We start from the raw sequence: 15,751 nt of genomic DNA on the forward strand, positions 1-15,751 counted from the left end.
CAGATTAAGGAGAGGCGGTGCGCCCGCGCCGCCGTTCGGGAACGTCATGCACGACATCCGTATCATTCGCGATAACTCCGAAGGCTTCGATGCGGCGCTGGGGCGGCGGGGGCTGCCGGCGGTGGCGCAATCCATCGTTGCGATCGACGAACGGCGCAAGTCCGCCATCGCCTCGCTGCAGGTGCTTCAGGAGAAGCGCAACGCGTTGTCGAAGGAGGTCGGTCAGGCCAAGGCCGCCCGGGACGAGGAGCGGGCGCAGGCGCTGATGGCCGAGGTCGCCTCCCTCAAGGAAGCCATGCAGGAGGCGGAAGAGGCCCAGAAGGCCGCCATCGCGGAACTGGACGAGGTTCTCGCAGCCCTGCCGAACACGCCGCTCGCCGAGGTGCCGGATGGTCCGGACGAAAGCGCCAATGTCGTGCATCACGTCTTCGGTACGCGCCGGGAGTTCGATTTCGCGCCACGCCAGCACTTCGAACTCGGCGAGGAACTGCGGCAGATGGACTTCGAGACGGCGGCGAAGCTGTCCGGATCGCGCTTCGTCGTGCTCAAGGGGCATCTCGCCCGGCTGGAGCGCGCTATCGGCCAGTTCATGCTTGACATCCACACGCAACACAACGGCTACACGGAAGTGAATCCGCCGCTGCTGGTGCATGACGACACGATGTTCGGCACGGCGCAATTGCCGAAGTTCCGCGACGATCAGTTCGCCGTCTCCGACGACAAGTGGCTCATCCCCACCGCCGAGGTGCCGCTGACGAATCTCGTGCGCGAGATCATCCTGCCGGAGGGCGAGCTGCCGCTGCGCTTCGCGGCGCTTACTCCCTGCTTCCGGCGTGAGGCTGGTGCGGCGGGACGCGACACGCGCGGCATGCTGCGCCAGCATCAGTTCACCAAGGTGGAACTCGTCTCGATCACCACGCCCGAAACATCGCGCGATGAGCACGAGCGGCTGCTGTCCTGCGCGGAGGCCGTGCTGAAGGCGCTGGACCTGCATTACCGCGTGGTGACGCTGTGCACCGGCGACATGGGCTTTGCCTCGCAGAAGACTTACGACATCGAGGTCTGGCTGCCGGGCCAGCAGGCGTACCGTGAGATTTCGAGCTGTTCGGTCTGCGGTGATTTTCAGGCGCGCCGCATGAACGCCCGCTACCGGCCCGACGACGAGAAGACGTTCGGCAAGGGCGCCCGCTTCGTGCATACGCTCAACGGATCGGGCACGGCGGTCGGCCGCGCGCTCATCGCCGTCATGGAAACGTGGCAGAATGGCGACGGGTCGGTCACGGTGCCGGATGCGTTGCGCTCCTACATGGGCGGCATCGAGCGGATCGAGGCCATTTCCTGAGCTGAAATGGAAGTCTGGGCGGCAAGGAGCGGGCCATGCGCATTCTCGTGACCAACGACGACGGAATCAACGCCGAGGGAATCGCCATACTGGCGCGGGTGGCGGCCGAGCTGTCCGACGACGTATGGGTCGTCGCGCCCGAGACCGATCAGAGCGGCGTATCGCATTCGCTGTCGCTACACGATCCGCTGCGGCTGCGCGATCTGGGCGGGCAACGGTTCGCCGTATCCGGCACGCCCACCGACTGCGTCATCATGGCCGTGCGTCATCTCTTCAAGGATGTGCTGCCAGACCTGGTGCTGTCCGGCATCAACATCGGCCAGAACGTCGCCGAGGACGTCATCTATTCCGGCACGGTGGCCGGCGCGATGGAGGGAGCCATCCTCGGCATTCCCTCCATTGCCCTGTCGCAGGTGTACGGTCCCGGCGGGCGCGGTGACGCCAATTGGGACTGCAGCGCCACCCATGCGGGCGAGGTTGTCCGCCGCGTGGTGAAGGCCGGGATCGAGCCGGGCATTCTGGTCAACGTGAACTTCCCGAGCTGCGCGCCCGAGCAGGTCGCCGGCATCGCGGTCACGGCGCAGGGGCGGCGCAACCTCGCGCTGCTGAAGGTCGAGGAGCGGCTGGACGGCCGCAACAAGCCGTATTACTGGCTGATGGGCGCGCGCAATCCGCATGAGCCCGTCGACGGCACGGATTTGTGGGCGGTGCGCAACAACCGCATCTCGGTCACGCCCCTGCAGATCGACTTTACCCACGAGCCGACCATGACGCGCTACGCCGGCCTGTTCCACGGGCTTCGTGGATAGTCGGCTGCGCACATGTCCCAGGCGGATTCGCACCAGCCGGATCGTACAGCGGAAGAAACGGTTGCCTTCCTGCTCGCGCTGCGGGAGCGCGGCATCCGTGACACCGCCCTGCTGCGGGCCATGGAGATGGCGCCGCGCCCACTTTTCGCGCCGCGCCGTTTCAGCGATCTGGCGCGGGCCGACATATCGCTGCCGCTGCCGTGTGGCCAGACGATGACGGCGCCGGGCATCATCGCCACCATGGTGATGGCGTTGAAAGTCGCGCCCCGACACAGGATTTTCGAGGTCGGCACCGGCTCGGGCTATGTGACGGCGGTGCTCGCCCGGCTGGGGGCGCAGGTGATCTCGGTGGAGCGTTACCGCACCCTTGCGCTCGCGGCGACGGAGAGACTCGCGACCATCGGGCTTGCCAACGCGCTCGTCCTGCCTGGCGACGGCCTGTCCGCGGCTGACGTCGCCGGGCAGCGCCTTGACCGCATCCTGCTGAACGGCACCATCGCCAGCGAGTTTCCCGCGCCGCTGCTCGCGAGCCTCAACCCCGGCGGTGTGCTGGTCGGCGCGCAGGTTATCGGGGGCGAGTCGCGACTCGTGCGCGTGACCCGCCGCGCGCTGCCGGAAGCCGTTCCGGCGGAGCACGGAGCCGGCGGGCAGCAACTGCTGGAGGAAGGGCCGGAGTTCACGCAGGAAATCCTTGGCCCCGTCCGCTTGCCGCCGCTGGCGCATGGCGTCGCGCGCGTGCTGTGAGGGTTGCGCCTGCTGCGCGGAACATGGCAGCAAGGCTGTGTCACGACACTGCACCGGAAATCGTCATTCAAGGTGAATCAATTTCCCCCGAACACCGGTTTGGCAACGCTTGTTTAACCAGAATCCGATCTTATTGACCCATCGAGATTCACGGGTACGGGTTAGGTGGGGGCAATGCCTGAGAGCGAAAAAACGTTGCTGCCGGTGGTTCATGCGGGGTCCATCCAACGTCTTGCCGTGGCAGGATTGCTGGCGAGCGCCGTTGCGGCATGCAGTTCCGATACCTTGCGGTTCGGGGACAACCCGTTTGCCAATCCATTCAGTAATGCGCGGGCCGACAACACGACGACGGGCAGCATCGGCTACTCGCCGTCGATGCCCGTGCAGTCGGCGCCGCTTGATCCGCCGGTTCCCGTCCGGCAGGCTTCCCCGCAGCCGAACTACAGCGCGCCGGTGAACGCCGCCGCGCAGCAGGCGGCGAGCCGCGTCGAGGCCGTGGGCGGCACCGCCAGGGGCTGGACGGCGCAGGGCGGGTCGCAGGTCTATGTCGGCACCGGCGATACGCTCGCCACCCTGTCGGGGCGTTACAACGTGCCGACGGCCGCCATCCTCGCCGCGAACGGCCTTTCCGGCGCCAATCAGATCGCGCCCGGCCAGCGACTGGTCATTCCCGTGTACAACGCCGGCGGCGGAGCCGCCCCGGCCGCAACCGCAACTGCTGCCGCCAGCAGCGTGAGATCGACAGTCACCTCGGCGGCCGCTCCCGTGCAGCAGGCGGCGACGCACACGGCGACGAAGGCTGCCGGCGCCGTCAGCAACGTGTCGCACGCCGTCGCGAAGCCTGTGGCGCGGGCCGAAGGCTCGCTGAACGATCAGGCTGCCCGGATCGCGAAGGTCAGCACGGCCGCGCCGGCGTCTCCGCCCGCGCGCCAGGTCGTCGCTGCGTTGCCTCCGGTCGCGACGCCGGCTGCAACTCCCAAGGCTGCCGTGGCGGCGGCGGTGCCCAAGGCCGTCGCGGCTCCGAAGGTCGTTGAGCAGAAGCCGGTCGCAGCCGTGACGCCGGCGCCCGCACAGGCAAAGCCGGTTGCGGAAGACAGGCAGCCGGAAGTCGCGGCGAAGGCTGCGGCCGAGGACAGCGCCGGCTTCCGCTGGCCGGCCCGTGGGCGCGTCATCAACGGCTTCGGCAGCGGCAACGAGGGCATCAACATCGCCGTACCGGAAGGCACGGCAGTGAAGGCAGCGGAGGGCGGCGTCGTCGCCTATGCCGGCAGCGAGCTGAAAGGCTACGGCAACCTGGTGCTGATCCGCCACGACAACGGCTGGGTGAGCGCCTACGCCAACAACGGCGAGCTGAATGTCAAGCGCGGCGACAAGGTGTCGCGTGGCCAGACCATCGCCAAGTCCGGCCAGACGGGCAATGTCACCTCGCCCCAGCTTCATTTCGAGTTGCGCAAGGGTTCCAAGCCGGTCGATCCCGTGCCGCACCTCGCGGGCTTGTGATCGCCCGGACCACGGAAAACAGGCAAGGGCCGCACGCAAGCGCGGCCCTTGCCTGTTGGATCAGGCGTCGATGGGCACGCCGAGCCGCCCGGCGAGGTCCGTCACATACTGCCACGCCGTGCGCCCGGAGCGCGCGCCGCGCGTTGTCGACCATTCGAGCGCGTCGGCCCGCAGCTTCTCGCGCAGCAGATCGAGGCCGAAACGTTCCGCGTAGCCATAGACCATGTCGAGATATTCGTCCTGGCTGCACTTGTGGAACCCGAGCCAAAGGCCGAAGCGGTCGGATAGCGAGACCTTCTCCTCGATGGCTTCGCCGGGGTTGATGGCGGTGGCGCGCTCGTTGTCCATCATGTCGCGCGGCAGCAGATGCCGTCGGTTCGAGGTGGCGTAGAATACGACATTCGTCGGCCGCCCCTCGATGCCGCCCTCCAGCACGGCCTTCAGCGACTTGTAGGAGGTGTCGTCTGCGTCGAACGACAGGTCGTCGCAGAACACGATGAAGCGATGCGCGTCCGCGCGCAGGATCGCCATCAAACCGGGAAGGCTTTCGATATCCTCTCGGTGAATTTCCACAAGTTTGAGCGGCAGGGCGCCTGCCGAGGCACGCGCGGCATTGATTTGCGCATGCACCGCCTTCACGAGCGAGGACTTGCCCATGCCGCGCGCGCCCCACAGCAGCGCGTTGTTGGCGGGCAGCCCTCCGGCGAAGCGTTCTGTGTTCTCGGCCAAGGTGTCGCGCAGCCGGTCGATGCCACGCAGCAGGCCGATTTCCACCCGGTTCACGCGCGGCACGGGAGCGAGCGTGCCCGGCGGCTGCCATACGAAGGCGTCGGCGGCGGCGATGTCCGGCGCGGGGGAGGCCGGTGGCGCCAGCCGTTCGACCGCCTCGGCAAGACGCCTGATTTCCCTGAAAAGCGCCTCGCCCAGTTGCATGGCAGCCGCCGCACCTGCGTCGCCGCCCGAACGCTCATCCGTCATGGACATTCACCCTTCGATGTTTTCGCCCCGCGACTCCGAAAGCCGATTTGAGGCGTTTGATTTCGCTTGCGCGATGGTTATAGTCCCCGCAACTTTCCGACTCCATATCCATACCGGATTGGCGCGTTCTTTCTGTCTGGAGGATGACCCTTGATTTCGATGGCCTTTGCCCAGGGCACGACCGCCGCTCCCACCGGGAGCAGCATCATTATCCAGTTCATCCCCTTCATCCTCATCTTCGTGGTGATGTGGTTCCTGATCCTGCGCCCGCAGCAGAAGCGCGCCAAGGCGCATCAGGAGATGGTGAAGGGTGTGCGGCGCGGCGATACCATCGTGACCTCCGGCGGCTTCATCGCCAAGGTGACGCGGGTCATCGACGACAACGAGCTGGAGGCGGAAATCGCCGACGGCGTGAAGGCCCGCATCGTGCGCTCGACCATCGCGGACGTCCGCGCGAAGGGCGAACCGGTGAAGGGCGAGGCCGCCAACGACGCCGGCAAGTAACCGGCGGCGCAGCGACGTAATCGCCCGTATTCTCCGGCGCCGCGACCGCCGGACAGAGGACACTGGCGCATCGGACCGCGAGGCGGAAACCGGCTTCCGGATCGGTCCGATGCCCGACAGGAAAACAAGATTGGCCCTGCGCGCGGATCGGCGTACGGCTATCCGCCCGGCATCAGGAAGGCCGCCCGACAATGCTCCGTTATTCGACCGGCAAGGTCGTTGCCGTTCTCGTGCTTACCATGCTCGGCTTTCTTTTCGCCGCGCCCAGCCTGTTCACCCCCGCCCAGCGTGACGCCTTCATCGCGTCCGTGCCGTCGTGGATACCGCGCGCGCTGGTGCCGCATCAGGGCATCGTGCTCGGCCTCGACCTGCAAGGCGGTTCGCATGTCGTGCTGGAGGTCGATACGAACGATCTGCTGCGTACGCAGCTCAACCTGCTGCGCGACGACGTGCGCGCCATCCTGCGGGACGAGCGGGTGACGGCGCAGGGTGGCATTGTCGTGCAGCCGCGCGGCGTGCAGATTCGCATTCCCGACGGCGAGGCGCGCAACAAGGTGCTGCCGCGGCTGCGCGAATTGTCGCAGCCCATCGGCAATCCGCTGCTGGGGCAGGCGGGCGCTTCCACGATTGACATCACCGCGGACGCCGACGGCCTCATCCGCCTGACGCTGTCCGATGCCGGCATCAACGATCGGGTGCGCCGCGCCGTCGATCAGGCGATAGAGGTGCTGCGCCGGCGCGTGGACGCACTTGGCACCACCGAACCCAACATCCAGCGTGAGGGCGCGGATCGCGTGCAGGTGCAGGTGCCGGGCCTGCAGGACCCGCAGAGGCTGAAGGAAATCCTCGGCCGCACGGCCAAGCTCGAATTCCGCTTCGTGTCGGAGACGGGCTCCGGCGACGTGGAGAACATTCCCTCGCAGGAGATCCCCGGCCAGACCTTCCCGGTGGAGCGCCAGCAGGCGGTTGACGGCGCCGACCTCGTCGATGCGCAGCCATCGTTCGACTCTCAGACCGGCCGGCCCATCGTCAATTTCCGCTTCAACATGCGTGGCGCGCAGCGCTTCGGACAGGCGACGACGGAGAACGTGGGCCGCCTGATGGCCATCGTGCTCGACAACGAGGTGATCTCCGCTCCCCGTATCCAGACGCCGATCACCGGCGGTTCGGGCATGATCTCCGGCAGCTTCACGGTGGAGCAGGCCAACAACCTCGCCATCCTGCTGCGCGCCGGCGCGCTGCCCGCCAAGCTCACCATCGTGGAGGAGCGCACGGTGGGGCCCGGTCTGGGGCAGGACTCCATCGAGGCCGGCAAGGCGGCGGTGGCGGTCTCCACGGTGTTCGTCGTGCTGTTCATGTTCGCGACATATGGCCTTTTCGGACTGATCGCCAACATCGCGCTCGTTGTCCACGTCGTGTTCATCTTCGCGCTGATGTCGCTGCTCGGCGCGACACTGACGCTGCCCGGCATCGCGGGCATCGTGCTGACCATCGGCACGGCGGTGGACTCGAACGTGCTCATATACGAGCGCATGCGCGAGGAATCGCGGGCAGGGCGCTCGCTGATCACGGCGCTGGAAGCCGGCTTCAACCGCGCTTTCGCGACGATCATCGATTCGAACTCCACCATGCTGATCGCTGCGCTGATCCTGTTCTTCCTGGGGTCCGGGCCCGTGCGTGGCTTCGCCGTGGTGTTCATCCTCGGCATCCTGACGACGGTCATCACCGCCGTCACCATGACGCGGATGATGGTGGCGCTGTGGTACCGGCTGGCACGGCCCAAGAGACTGCCGTTCTGAAGACTGCCGTTCGAACGTATTGAAGTGAAGGGTTGGCGCCGCCCCGCGCGGGCCGCCCGCTGAGGAGAGACGAGAGTGCGCCTGCTTCGCATCTACCCCGATGACACCCGTTTCGGCTTCGTCCGCTTCCGGCGCATCACGCTGCCGCTGTCGGCGCTGCTGGTCGTGATGACGGTCGTTCTCGGCATGACTGTCGGCCTCAATTTCGGCATCGATTTCAAGGGCGGCACGCTGATCGAGATGCAGGCCAAGTCCGGCAAGGCCGATGCGGGCGCCATCCGGCAGACGGCGGAGGGGCTCGGCTTCGGCGGCGTCGAGGTGCAGGAATTCGGCACGCAGGGCGGTGTGTCGCTGCGTTTCCCCATCCAGGAAGGCGGCGAGGGCGCACAGAGCAACGTCGTGCAGCAGGCGCGCGCGACCTTCGAGGCGGATTACGAGTTCCGCCGCGTGGAGACGGTGGGGCCGCGCGTGTCGGGCGAACTAGTGCGCTCGGGCACGCTCGGCATCGTGCTGGCGATCGGCGCGGTGATGGCCTACCTGTGGTTCCGGTTCGAGCTGCAGCTCGCGATCGGCGCCATCATCGGCACCATCCACGATATCATTCTCACGGTCGGCTTCTTCGTCGTCACGCAGTCCGAATTCAACATGACGTCGATCGCCGCGATCCTGACCATCGTCGGTTATTCGCTCAACGAGACGGTGGTGGTGTTCGACCGCACGCGCGAACTGATGCGCCGTTACAAGAGCATATCGGTCGAGGAGCTGCTCGACGTTTCCGTCAACACCACCATGTCACGCACCGCGATGACCGCCACGACGACCTTCCTCGCCGTGCTGGCGCTCGTGCTGTTCGGGGGTGAGGCGATTCGCGGCTTCGCGGAGGTCATGCTGTTCGGCGTGGTGATCTGCACATACTCGGCGGTGTTCGTGTCATCGCCCATCCTGATCTATCTCGGCTTGCGTTCGCGCCCGGCCGAGTCGGCACAGGCGGCGACGCGGGCGGACGCAGCGGAGCAGACGCCCTGATGTCGAAGCCGGAGGCACGCTACGAGGGTTTCCTGCCAGGGCAGCATCCCGTGACGGCCTACGGCAATGGCGGCTTCCGATTCGCCGGCATGTCGCACCGGGGATCGCTGCTGCTGTTGCCGTCCGGCGTCGTTGCCATCGAAGCGGCCTCAGTCGCCGATCTGTCCACGGTGCAGCTGACGCAGGTCGCGGCGGAAGGCGAGGGGGTCGAACTGCTGCTCCTCGGCACCGGGCGCAACATGCAGCTGCTGCCTGCCGGTCTGCGGCAGTTCCTTTCGGAGGCAGGCGTGCGATTCGAGACCATGCAGACCGGGGCGGCGATCAGCACCTACAACGTCCTGCTGGCGGAAGACCGGCGCGTGGCGGCTGTCCTGATCGTCGTGGAGTAATCTCCCCGTCATGTCGGCGTGTCGTTGCAAGGGTGCAGTCACCGTTTGCTGAAATTGCTTTGGAGCGCACGATGGCGCCGACCGTTTCCGTGTCTGCCTTCTCCCATTGCGAAGCCATCGTGCGCGAGCACGAACCGGACCGTTACTGGGCGAGCCTCTTCGCACCGGCGGACAAGCGGCCCTATCTCCACGCGCTCTATGCCTTCAACCATGCGGTCGCGTGCGTGCGCGAATCGGTCAGTGCGCCCCTTCCGGGCGAAATCCGCCTGCAATGGTGGCGGGATGTGATTGACGCCGCACAAAGCGGCGCGCAGGGCGACCCGGTGAGCGAGGCTTTGATCGCCACCATCACCCGCTTTTCGCTTCCTGTGCAGGCCTTCCACGACCTGATCGACGCGCGCGTCTTCGATCTCTACGACGACCCGATGCCTTCGCTCGCCGATCTGGAGGGATATTGCGGGGAGACATCGTCCGCCCTGTTCCGGCTGGCGAGCATCGTGCTGGCCGATGGCCGCGATCCGGGCGGCGCGGACGCCGCCGGGCATGCGGGCGTCGCCCATGCGATGACCGGCCTGCTGCGCGCCCTGCCGTGGCATTTGCGGCGGGGGCAGGTCTACCTGCCCGCCGACGTTCTGGAACGGCACGGCGTGAGCCGCGAAAGCCTGACGACGGGCGCCGCCGATGGCCCGGGTCTGTCACGGGCGCTCGCCGACCTGCGGGCGGTTGCTCGCGATCATTTCACCAAGACCGAGACGGCCATGGCTGATGTGGCGCCGGAGGCCCGGGCGGCCTTTCTGGCGGCGGCTACCGTTCCGGCTTATCTCGCGCGCATGGAGCAGCGCGGCTACACGCCGTCGCGCTCCATCATCGATCTGCCGCAATGGCGTCGGCTATGGGCCTTCTGGCGGACAGCCGGGCGCTGGGGCCGATAGGGTAGCCAGCCACGACGCGAGGTCCCGCCGCGCCCGCGTCGTCAGCGCCTGCTTGCGTGCGAGTGCCTTGGCCGATCCCCGCAGCCGCTTGCCGTCCTCCGAGCGCAGCGCCTCGGTGAGCGGCGGAAACAGGCCGAAGTTCACGTTCATCGGCTGGAACGAGGAGGGTTTCGATACGGCCTCACCCTCCGCGCCGTCGTCGTCCGCATCGACGGAGACATGGCCACCGGTGATGTAGTCGAGCAGCGCGCCGATCGCCGTCGTCCGGGGCGGAAGGGGCAGGCTCGCCCCCGTGTCCTCGGCTGCGGCAAAGCGTCCGGCCATGAGGCCCACCGCCGCACTTTCCACATAGCCCTCGCAGCCGGTGATCTGTCCGGCGAAGCGCAGGCGTGGCAGCGCTTGCAGCCGCAGCGTCCTGTCGAGCAGGCGGGGGGAGTTGATGAAGGTGTTGCGGTGCAGGCCGCCCAGCCGTGCGAACTCGGCGTTTTCGAGGCCGGGAATCATGCGCAGGATGCGCGTCTGCTCGCCGTACTTCAGTTTCGTCTGAAAGCCGACGATGTTGTAGAGCGTCGCGGAAGCGTTATCCTGCCGCAACTGCACGATGGCGTAGGGCTTGACGAGAGGATTGTTGGGATTGGTCAGGCCCACCGGCTTCATCGGGCCGAAGCGCAATGTCTCGCGCCCGCGTTCCGCCATCACCTCGATGGGCAGGCAGGCGTTGAAATAGGGCGTGTTTTTTTCGAATTCCCGGAAGTCCGTCTTCTCGCCGGCCAGCAGCGCGTCGACGAATGCTTCGTACTGTTCCTGCGTCATCGGGCAGTTGAGGTAATCGGCGCCCGTGCCGCCCGGCCCCGCCTTGTCGTAGCGCGATTGCGCCCAGACGATGTCGCGGTTGATCGTATCCGCATGGACGATGGGCGCGATGGCATCGAAGAAGGCGAGCGCGCCTTCGCCGGTGGCTCCCTGCACCGCGTCCGCCAGCGCCTGCGAGGTGAGGGGGCCGGTGGCGATGATCGTCCGCCCCCAGTCCTCGGGCGGCAGGTCCTTCACCTCCTCCCGCACGACGGTGATGAGCGGATGCGCGCCGATGGCTGCTGTCACCGACTGCGAGAAGCCCTCGCGGTCCACGGCGAGCGCGCCACCCGCCGGCACCTGATGGGCATCCGCATGCGCCATAATCAGCGAGCCGAGCGCCCGCATCTCCTGATGCAACAGTCCGACAGCGTTGGTGCCGGCATCGTCCGAGCGGAAGGAATTGGAGCAGACCAGTTCGGCCAGCCCGTCTGTCTTGTGGGCGGGGGAACTGTTGTCGGGGCGCATCTCGTGCAGCACGACGGGCACGCCCTGGGAGGCGACCTGCCAGGCAGCCTCGCTGCCCGCGAGCCCTCCCCCTATTATGTGAACCGGATTCGTCATCCGGTCTATGTGTCGCTTATGGGGGCAAGCGTCAAGCGAGGTTAGCGTCCTCGCCGCGGCTTACCGCAAGCGCCCAAACAAGAACGCCCGCCTGCTAACAGGACGGGCGTTCTATCGAGGCCTTCACGGTGCCGGTGTCACGCCAATGCGTGCCACAGTCACGCATTGGAATACTTCTTGGCGACGTACGGGATTTCCCAGCGGGACAGACCAACGTCGTTCAACTCACGATCCGAAAGCTGCGAAAGCTCGCGAATGGTCTCACGGTACAGACGCCAAGCGCGGATTTTGGACAGAATATAAGAAACGATCATCACACTCTCCTGATGCAGCGATGCGGAGGGATTAATCTCCTGCACTGTTGCGATGCAATATACGTCACCAGCGCATGCTGAGGGAGAGGGCATTTGGAAGATCAGTCAGGCATTCAATGCATGGCTAGAAGGCAGTTTCTTCACGATTTGCCCACAATTGGGGCAAAAAGATAAATGGTTTCATGTGTAAGCATTGCGCTCTCGTCATTCCGCCGCTTGTGTGCGCTTGCGAAGAGGTCGGCGGGCCAGCACTTCCCGCAGGAAATGGCCCGTATGGCTCTTCTCGTCTGCGGCGATCGTCTCCGGCGTGCCCTGCGCGACGATCCGCCCGCCGCCATCGCCGCCCTCGGGCCCCATGTCTATGATCCAGTCCGCCGTCTTGATGACTTCGAGGTTATGCTCGATCACCACGACGGTGTTGCCCTGCTCGACGAGTTCGTGCAGCACTTCGAGCAGCTTGGCGACGTCATGGAAATGCAGGCCGGTGGTCGGCTCGTCGAGGATATAGAGTGTGCGGCCGGTGGCGCGTTTCGACAGCTCCTTGGAGAGCTTGACCCGCTGCGCCTCGCCGCCGGACAGCGTCGTCGCGGGCTGGCCTACCTTCACATAGCCGAGCCCGACGCGCGACAGCGTCTGCAGGCGGTCGCGGATGGCCGGCACGGCCTTGAACAGCTCCAGCCCCTCGTCGACCGTCATGTCGAGCACGTCGGCAATGGAGTGGTCGCGGTATTTCACCTCCAGCGTCTCGCGTTCGTAGCGCTTGCCCTTGCAAACGTCGCAGGTGACGTAGACATCGGGCAGGAAGTGCATCTCGATCTTGATGACGCCGTCGCCCTGGCACGCCTCGCAGCGCCCGCCCTTGACGTTGAACGAGAACCTCCCCGGCTGGTAGCCGCGCGCCTTCGCCTCCGGCAGGCCGGCAAACCATTCGCGGATCGGCGTGAACGCGCCCGTATAGGTGGCCGGATTCGAGCGCGGCGTGCGGCCGATGGGCGACTGATCGATGTCGATCACCTTGTCGAGCTGCTCCAGCCCGTCAAGTGCGTCGAACGGGGCAGGGTGGGCCACAGCGCCATTCAGATGCCGCGCCGCCGCCTGGTAGAGCGTGTCGATGACGAGGGTGGACTTGCCGCCGCCCGACACGCCGGTGACGCAGGTGAAGGTGCCGAGCGGAAACGCGGCGGTGACGTTCTTGAGGTTGTTGCCCCGCGCGCCCCTGAGCGTCAGCATGCGGCTTTTCTGCGGCTTGCGGCGCTTGGCGGGCACCGGCACCGAGAGTTCGCCGGTCAGATACCTGGCCGTCAGCGAATCGGGGGATTTCAGCAGCTCCCCGGGCGTGCCCTGCGCCACGATGCGCCCGCCGTGGACGCCCGCGCCGGGCCCGACGTCGACGACATAATCCGCCTGCAGGATGGCGTCCTCGTCGTGCTCGACCACGATCACGGTGTTGCCGAGATCCCGAAGGCGCTTCAGCGTCTGCAGCAGCCGCTCGTTGTCGCGCTGGTGCAGGCCGATGGATGGCTCGTCCAACACATAGAGCACGCCGGTGAGGCCCGATCCGATCTGGGACGCAAGCCTGATGCGCTGGCTCTCGCCGCCCGAAAGCGTGCCGGAGGCGCGCGCCAGCGTGAGGTACTCCAACCCCACATCGAGCAGGAAGGTGAGCCGCTCACGGATTTCCTTCAGGATGCGGTAGGCGATCGCGTTCTGCTGCTCGGTCAGCGTCACCGGCGCCGCCTCGAACCAGCCGCGCGCGTCGCTGACCGACAGTTGCGACACCTCGCCGATATGTTTCCCCGCGATCTTCACGGCCAGCGCCTCGGGCTTGAGGCGGAAGCCGTTGCAGGCGGCGCAGGGCGTCTCGGACATGAAGCGCGCGATGTCCTCCCGCGCCCATTCGCTGTCCGTCTCCTTCCAGCGCCGTTCGAGATTGGGTATGACACCCTCGAACGGCTTGTTGACCTCATAGCTGCGGCTGCCGTCCGCATAGAGGATGCGCACCTTCTCGCGCCCGGTGCCGTAGAGAATGGCGTTGCGCAGGCCCTCCGACAGCTCCGACCACTTCGTCGCCATGCCCTCGCCGAAGTGAGCGGAGAGCGCGTCGAGCGTCTGGGCGTAATAAGGCGAGGTCGATTTCGCCCAAGGCGCCACCGCGCCGTCGCGCAGCGTGCGGCCCTCGTCCGGCACCACCAGCGTGGGCGAGACGTGCATCTCGCGGCCGAGCCCGTCGCAGACCGGGCAGGCGCCATAGGGGTTGTTGAACGAGAACAGCCGCGGCTCGATCTCCGGAATCGTGAAGCCGGAGACGGGGCAGGCGAATTTCGACGACAGAATCAGCCGGCGCGGCGCGCCTGATTCGTCCGTTTCGTCGGCGAATTCGATGACGGCAATGCCGTCCACCAGATCGAGCGCGGTCTCCAGCGATTCCGACAGGCGCGACGCCATATCGGTGCGCACGACCAGCCGGTCGACCACAACGTCGATGTCATGCTTCAGCTTCTTGTCGAGCGATGGCGCGTCCGCGATCTCGTGGAAGACGCCGTCGATCTTCACACGCTGGAAGCCGCGTTTCAGGAACTCGGCGAGTTCCTTGCGGTACTCGCCCTTGCGCCCGCGCACCACGGGCGCGAGCAGATAGAAGCGCGTCTTCTCCGGCAGGGCGAGCACCCGGTCGACCATCTGGCTGACTGTCTGGCTTTCGATCGGCAGGCCCGTCGCCGGCGAATAGGGCACGCCGACGCGCGCCCACAGCAGGCGCATGTAATCGTAGATCTCCGTCACCGTGCCGACGGTGGAGCGCGGGTTGCGCGAAGTCGTCTTCTGCTCGATGGAGATGGCTGGCGACAGGCCGTCGATCTGGTCGACGTCCGGCTTCTGCATCATCTCCAGGAACTGGCGAGCGTAGGCGGACAGCGATTCGACATAGCGGCGCTGCCCCTCGGCATAAATCGTGTCGAAGGCCAGCGATGATTTGCCGGATCCCGACAGGCCCGTGAACACCACGAGCCTGTCGCGCGGGATCGTCAGGTCGACGTTCTTCAGGTTGTGCTCGCGCGCGCCGCGAATGCTGATCACGTGGCGGGGGCCCGCCGGCAGCGGGGTCGAGCCATCGAAAAGGTCGTCAAGAGAGGCCATCAGTCACCAGCCGGTTGCAGAAAAAGGCACGCCGGAATACGGTCAGGAAAAGTCGTCATGCGCAAGGCGATCATAGCGGCATCCGATGCCCGGTGTTGTGCGTTTGTCGAAAATCGGTCTTGCATTCACTTTTGCACTGCATTAGGAACATTTCAAGAACAATTTTCTTTGCGGGACGGGTAGGTTCGATTGGCGGCGTTTTCCGGGCATAAGCGCTTCGGGGCCGGGCGTGCGGATTGGTGGCACCGGCGGATTCGCGTATTGTCCGGGTTCGCCAACGGCACCCGCAGCAGGAGGACATCGGTATGGCAGGCAGCGTCAACAAGGTCATTCTCGTCGGCAATCTCGGGCGCGATCCGGAGATTCGGCGCCTCAATTCGGGAGAGCCGGTCGCGAGCCTGCGCATCGCCACGTCCGAGACCTGGCGCGACAAGGGGACCGGCGAGCGCCGCGAGCGGACGGAATGGCATAATGTCGTGATCTTCAACGAGAATCTCGTGCGTATCGTCGAACAGTACCTGCGCAAGGGCACCAAGGTCTATGTGGAAGGTCAGCTGCAGACGCGCAAGTATCAGGACAAGGACGGCCAGGAGCGCTATACGACCGAGGTGGTGCTGCAGCGCTTCCGGGGCGAACTGACGATTCTCGACAGCCGCGGCGGCGGTGAGGAAGGCGCCGGCGGGTATGGCGGCGGCAGCTTCGCCGGCGCGGAGCCATCGCGCCCGGCCGTCAGCGACAGGTCGCAGACATCGGGCAGCGGCAGCTACGGAGGCGGCCAGTCCGGGAACTATTCCACGGACCTCGACGACGATATTCCGTTCTGATCGCGGTATCTGTCGGCATGCCGGCATTCCTTGGCCGGT

General features: G+C 66.2%; 14 protein-coding genes. 10 read left to right on the top strand and 4 right to left on the bottom strand.

Annotated features, from left to right (window positions below; translation table 11 throughout):
• Positions 1-46 precede the first annotated feature (46 nt).
• The 4 genes from serS to FHS82_RS08180 all read left to right on the top strand — a co-directional run bounded on the left by serS (position 47) and on the right by FHS82_RS08180 (position 4,395).
• On the top strand, positions 47-1,342 hold the full coding sequence (serS, locus tag FHS82_RS08165; RefSeq protein ID WP_166950761.1) for a serine--tRNA ligase: 1,296 nt from the start codon (positions 47-49) through the stop codon (positions 1,340-1,342).
• A gap of 35 nt (positions 1,343-1,377) precedes the next feature.
• Positions 1,378-2,151: a 5'/3'-nucleotidase SurE gene (surE, locus tag FHS82_RS08170; protein WP_166950763.1), complete on the top strand. Its 774-nt coding sequence runs from the start codon at positions 1,378-1,380 to the stop codon at positions 2,149-2,151.
• A gap of 12 nt (positions 2,152-2,163) precedes the next feature.
• Positions 2,164-2,895 carry a protein-L-isoaspartate O-methyltransferase family protein gene (locus tag FHS82_RS08175; RefSeq protein ID WP_166950765.1) on the top strand — a complete coding sequence of 244 codons (732 nt, stop codon included), beginning with the start codon at positions 2,164-2,166 and terminating at the stop codon, positions 2,893-2,895.
• 174 nt (positions 2,896-3,069) lie between these two features.
• Positions 3,070-4,395: a peptidoglycan DD-metalloendopeptidase family protein gene (locus FHS82_RS08180; protein ID WP_166950767.1), complete on the top strand. Its 1,326-nt coding sequence runs from the start codon at positions 3,070-3,072 to the stop codon at positions 4,393-4,395.
• 60 nt (positions 4,396-4,455) lie between these two features.
• Here the strand turns inward: FHS82_RS08180 and FHS82_RS08185 are convergent, their stop codons facing one another.
• Positions 4,456-5,328, bottom strand: coding sequence for an ATP-binding protein (locus FHS82_RS08185; protein WP_208394167.1), 873 nt, complete (start codon positions 5,326-5,328; stop codon positions 4,456-4,458).
• A gap of 204 nt (positions 5,329-5,532) precedes the next feature.
• Here FHS82_RS08185 and yajC point away from each other — a divergent pair, with 204 nt between their 5' ends.
• The 5 genes from yajC (at position 5,533) to FHS82_RS08210 (ending at position 10,023) form a co-directional block, all read left to right on the top strand.
• Entirely contained in the window at positions 5,533-5,877 is a 345-nt protein-coding gene (gene yajC, locus FHS82_RS08190; protein WP_208394149.1) for a preprotein translocase subunit YajC, read from the top strand.
• Between the two features lie 191 nt (positions 5,878-6,068).
• Positions 6,069-7,676: a protein translocase subunit SecD gene (gene secD, locus FHS82_RS08195; protein WP_166950773.1), complete on the top strand. Its 1,608-nt coding sequence runs from the start codon at positions 6,069-6,071 to the stop codon at positions 7,674-7,676.
• Between the two features lie 75 nt (positions 7,677-7,751).
• Positions 7,752-8,702, top strand: coding sequence for a protein translocase subunit SecF (gene secF, locus FHS82_RS08200; protein WP_166950775.1), 951 nt, complete (start codon positions 7,752-7,754; stop codon positions 8,700-8,702).
• The gene (locus FHS82_RS08205) at positions 8,702-9,091 is read left to right on the top strand and encodes an Mth938-like domain-containing protein (RefSeq protein WP_166950777.1); all 390 of its coding nucleotides are present in this window, start codon (positions 8,702-8,704) and stop codon (positions 9,089-9,091) included. Before secF ends, FHS82_RS08205 begins: the two co-directional genes overlap by 1 nt.
• 71 nt (positions 9,092-9,162) lie before the next feature.
• Positions 9,163-10,023: a phytoene/squalene synthase family protein gene (locus tag FHS82_RS08210; protein ID WP_166950779.1), complete on the top strand. Its 861-nt coding sequence runs from the start codon at positions 9,163-9,165 to the stop codon at positions 10,021-10,023.
• Here FHS82_RS08210 and trmFO read toward each other — a convergent pair.
• The 3 genes from trmFO to uvrA form a co-directional block, all read right to left on the bottom strand.
• On the bottom strand, positions 9,982-11,439 hold the full coding sequence (gene trmFO, locus FHS82_RS08215) for a methylenetetrahydrofolate--tRNA-(uracil(54)-C(5))-methyltransferase (FADH(2)-oxidizing) TrmFO (RefSeq protein WP_166950781.1): 1,458 nt from the start codon (positions 11,437-11,439) through the stop codon (positions 9,982-9,984). The genes FHS82_RS08210 and trmFO overlap by 42 nt on opposite strands.
• Positions 11,440-11,597: 158 nt before the next feature.
• Entirely contained in the window at positions 11,598-11,753 is a 156-nt protein-coding gene (locus FHS82_RS08220; protein WP_166950783.1) for a DUF1127 domain-containing protein, read from the bottom strand.
• A gap of 204 nt (positions 11,754-11,957) precedes the next feature.
• Positions 11,958-14,888: an excinuclease ABC subunit UvrA gene (gene uvrA, locus FHS82_RS08225; RefSeq protein WP_166950785.1), complete on the bottom strand. Its 2,931-nt coding sequence runs from the start codon at positions 14,886-14,888 to the stop codon at positions 11,958-11,960.
• A gap of 305 nt (positions 14,889-15,193) precedes the next feature.
• On the opposite strand from uvrA, the gene ssb reads away from it, so the two are divergent.
• On the top strand, positions 15,194-15,712 hold the full coding sequence (gene ssb / locus FHS82_RS08230; protein WP_166950786.1) for a single-stranded DNA-binding protein: 519 nt from the start codon (positions 15,194-15,196) through the stop codon (positions 15,710-15,712).
• Positions 15,713-15,751 lie beyond the last annotated feature (39 nt).

This window comes from Pseudochelatococcus lubricantis (assembly GCF_011762225.1).
Taxonomy (GTDB): domain Bacteria; phylum Pseudomonadota; class Alphaproteobacteria; order Rhizobiales; family Beijerinckiaceae; genus Pseudochelatococcus; species Pseudochelatococcus lubricantis.

Bases quoted from the DNA above. Each gene is read 5' to 3' on its own strand.
- serS (WP_166950761.1), top strand. From the start codon at position 47: ATGCACGACATCCGTATCATTCGCGATAACTCCGAAGGCTTCGATGCG.
- surE (WP_166950763.1), top strand. From the start codon at position 1,378: ATGCGCATTCTCGTGACCAACGACGACGGAATCAACGCCGAGGGAATC.
- FHS82_RS08175 (WP_166950765.1), top strand. From the start codon at position 2,164: ATGTCCCAGGCGGATTCGCACCAGCCGGATCGTACAGCGGAAGAAACG.
- FHS82_RS08180 (WP_166950767.1), top strand. From the start codon at position 3,070: ATGCCTGAGAGCGAAAAAACGTTGCTGCCGGTGGTTCATGCGGGGTCC.
- FHS82_RS08185 (WP_208394167.1), bottom strand. From the start codon at position 5,328: ATGCAACTGGGCGAGGCGCTTTTCAGGGAAATCAGGCGTCTTGCCGAG.
- yajC (WP_208394149.1), top strand. From the start codon at position 5,533: ATGGCCTTTGCCCAGGGCACGACCGCCGCTCCCACCGGGAGCAGCATC.
- secD (WP_166950773.1), top strand. From the start codon at position 6,069: ATGCTCCGTTATTCGACCGGCAAGGTCGTTGCCGTTCTCGTGCTTACC.
- FHS82_RS08205 (WP_166950777.1), top strand. From the start codon at position 8,702: ATGTCGAAGCCGGAGGCACGCTACGAGGGTTTCCTGCCAGGGCAGCAT.
- FHS82_RS08210 (WP_166950779.1), top strand. From the start codon at position 9,163: ATGGCGCCGACCGTTTCCGTGTCTGCCTTCTCCCATTGCGAAGCCATC.
- trmFO (WP_166950781.1), bottom strand. From the start codon at position 11,439: ATGACGAATCCGGTTCACATAATAGGGGGAGGGCTCGCGGGCAGCGAG.
- FHS82_RS08220 (WP_166950783.1), bottom strand. From the start codon at position 11,753: ATGATCGTTTCTTATATTCTGTCCAAAATCCGCGCTTGGCGTCTGTAC.
- uvrA (WP_166950785.1), bottom strand. From the start codon at position 14,888: ATGGCCTCTCTTGACGACCTTTTCGATGGCTCGACCCCGCTGCCGGCG.
- ssb (WP_166950786.1), top strand. From the start codon at position 15,194: ATGGCAGGCAGCGTCAACAAGGTCATTCTCGTCGGCAATCTCGGGCGC.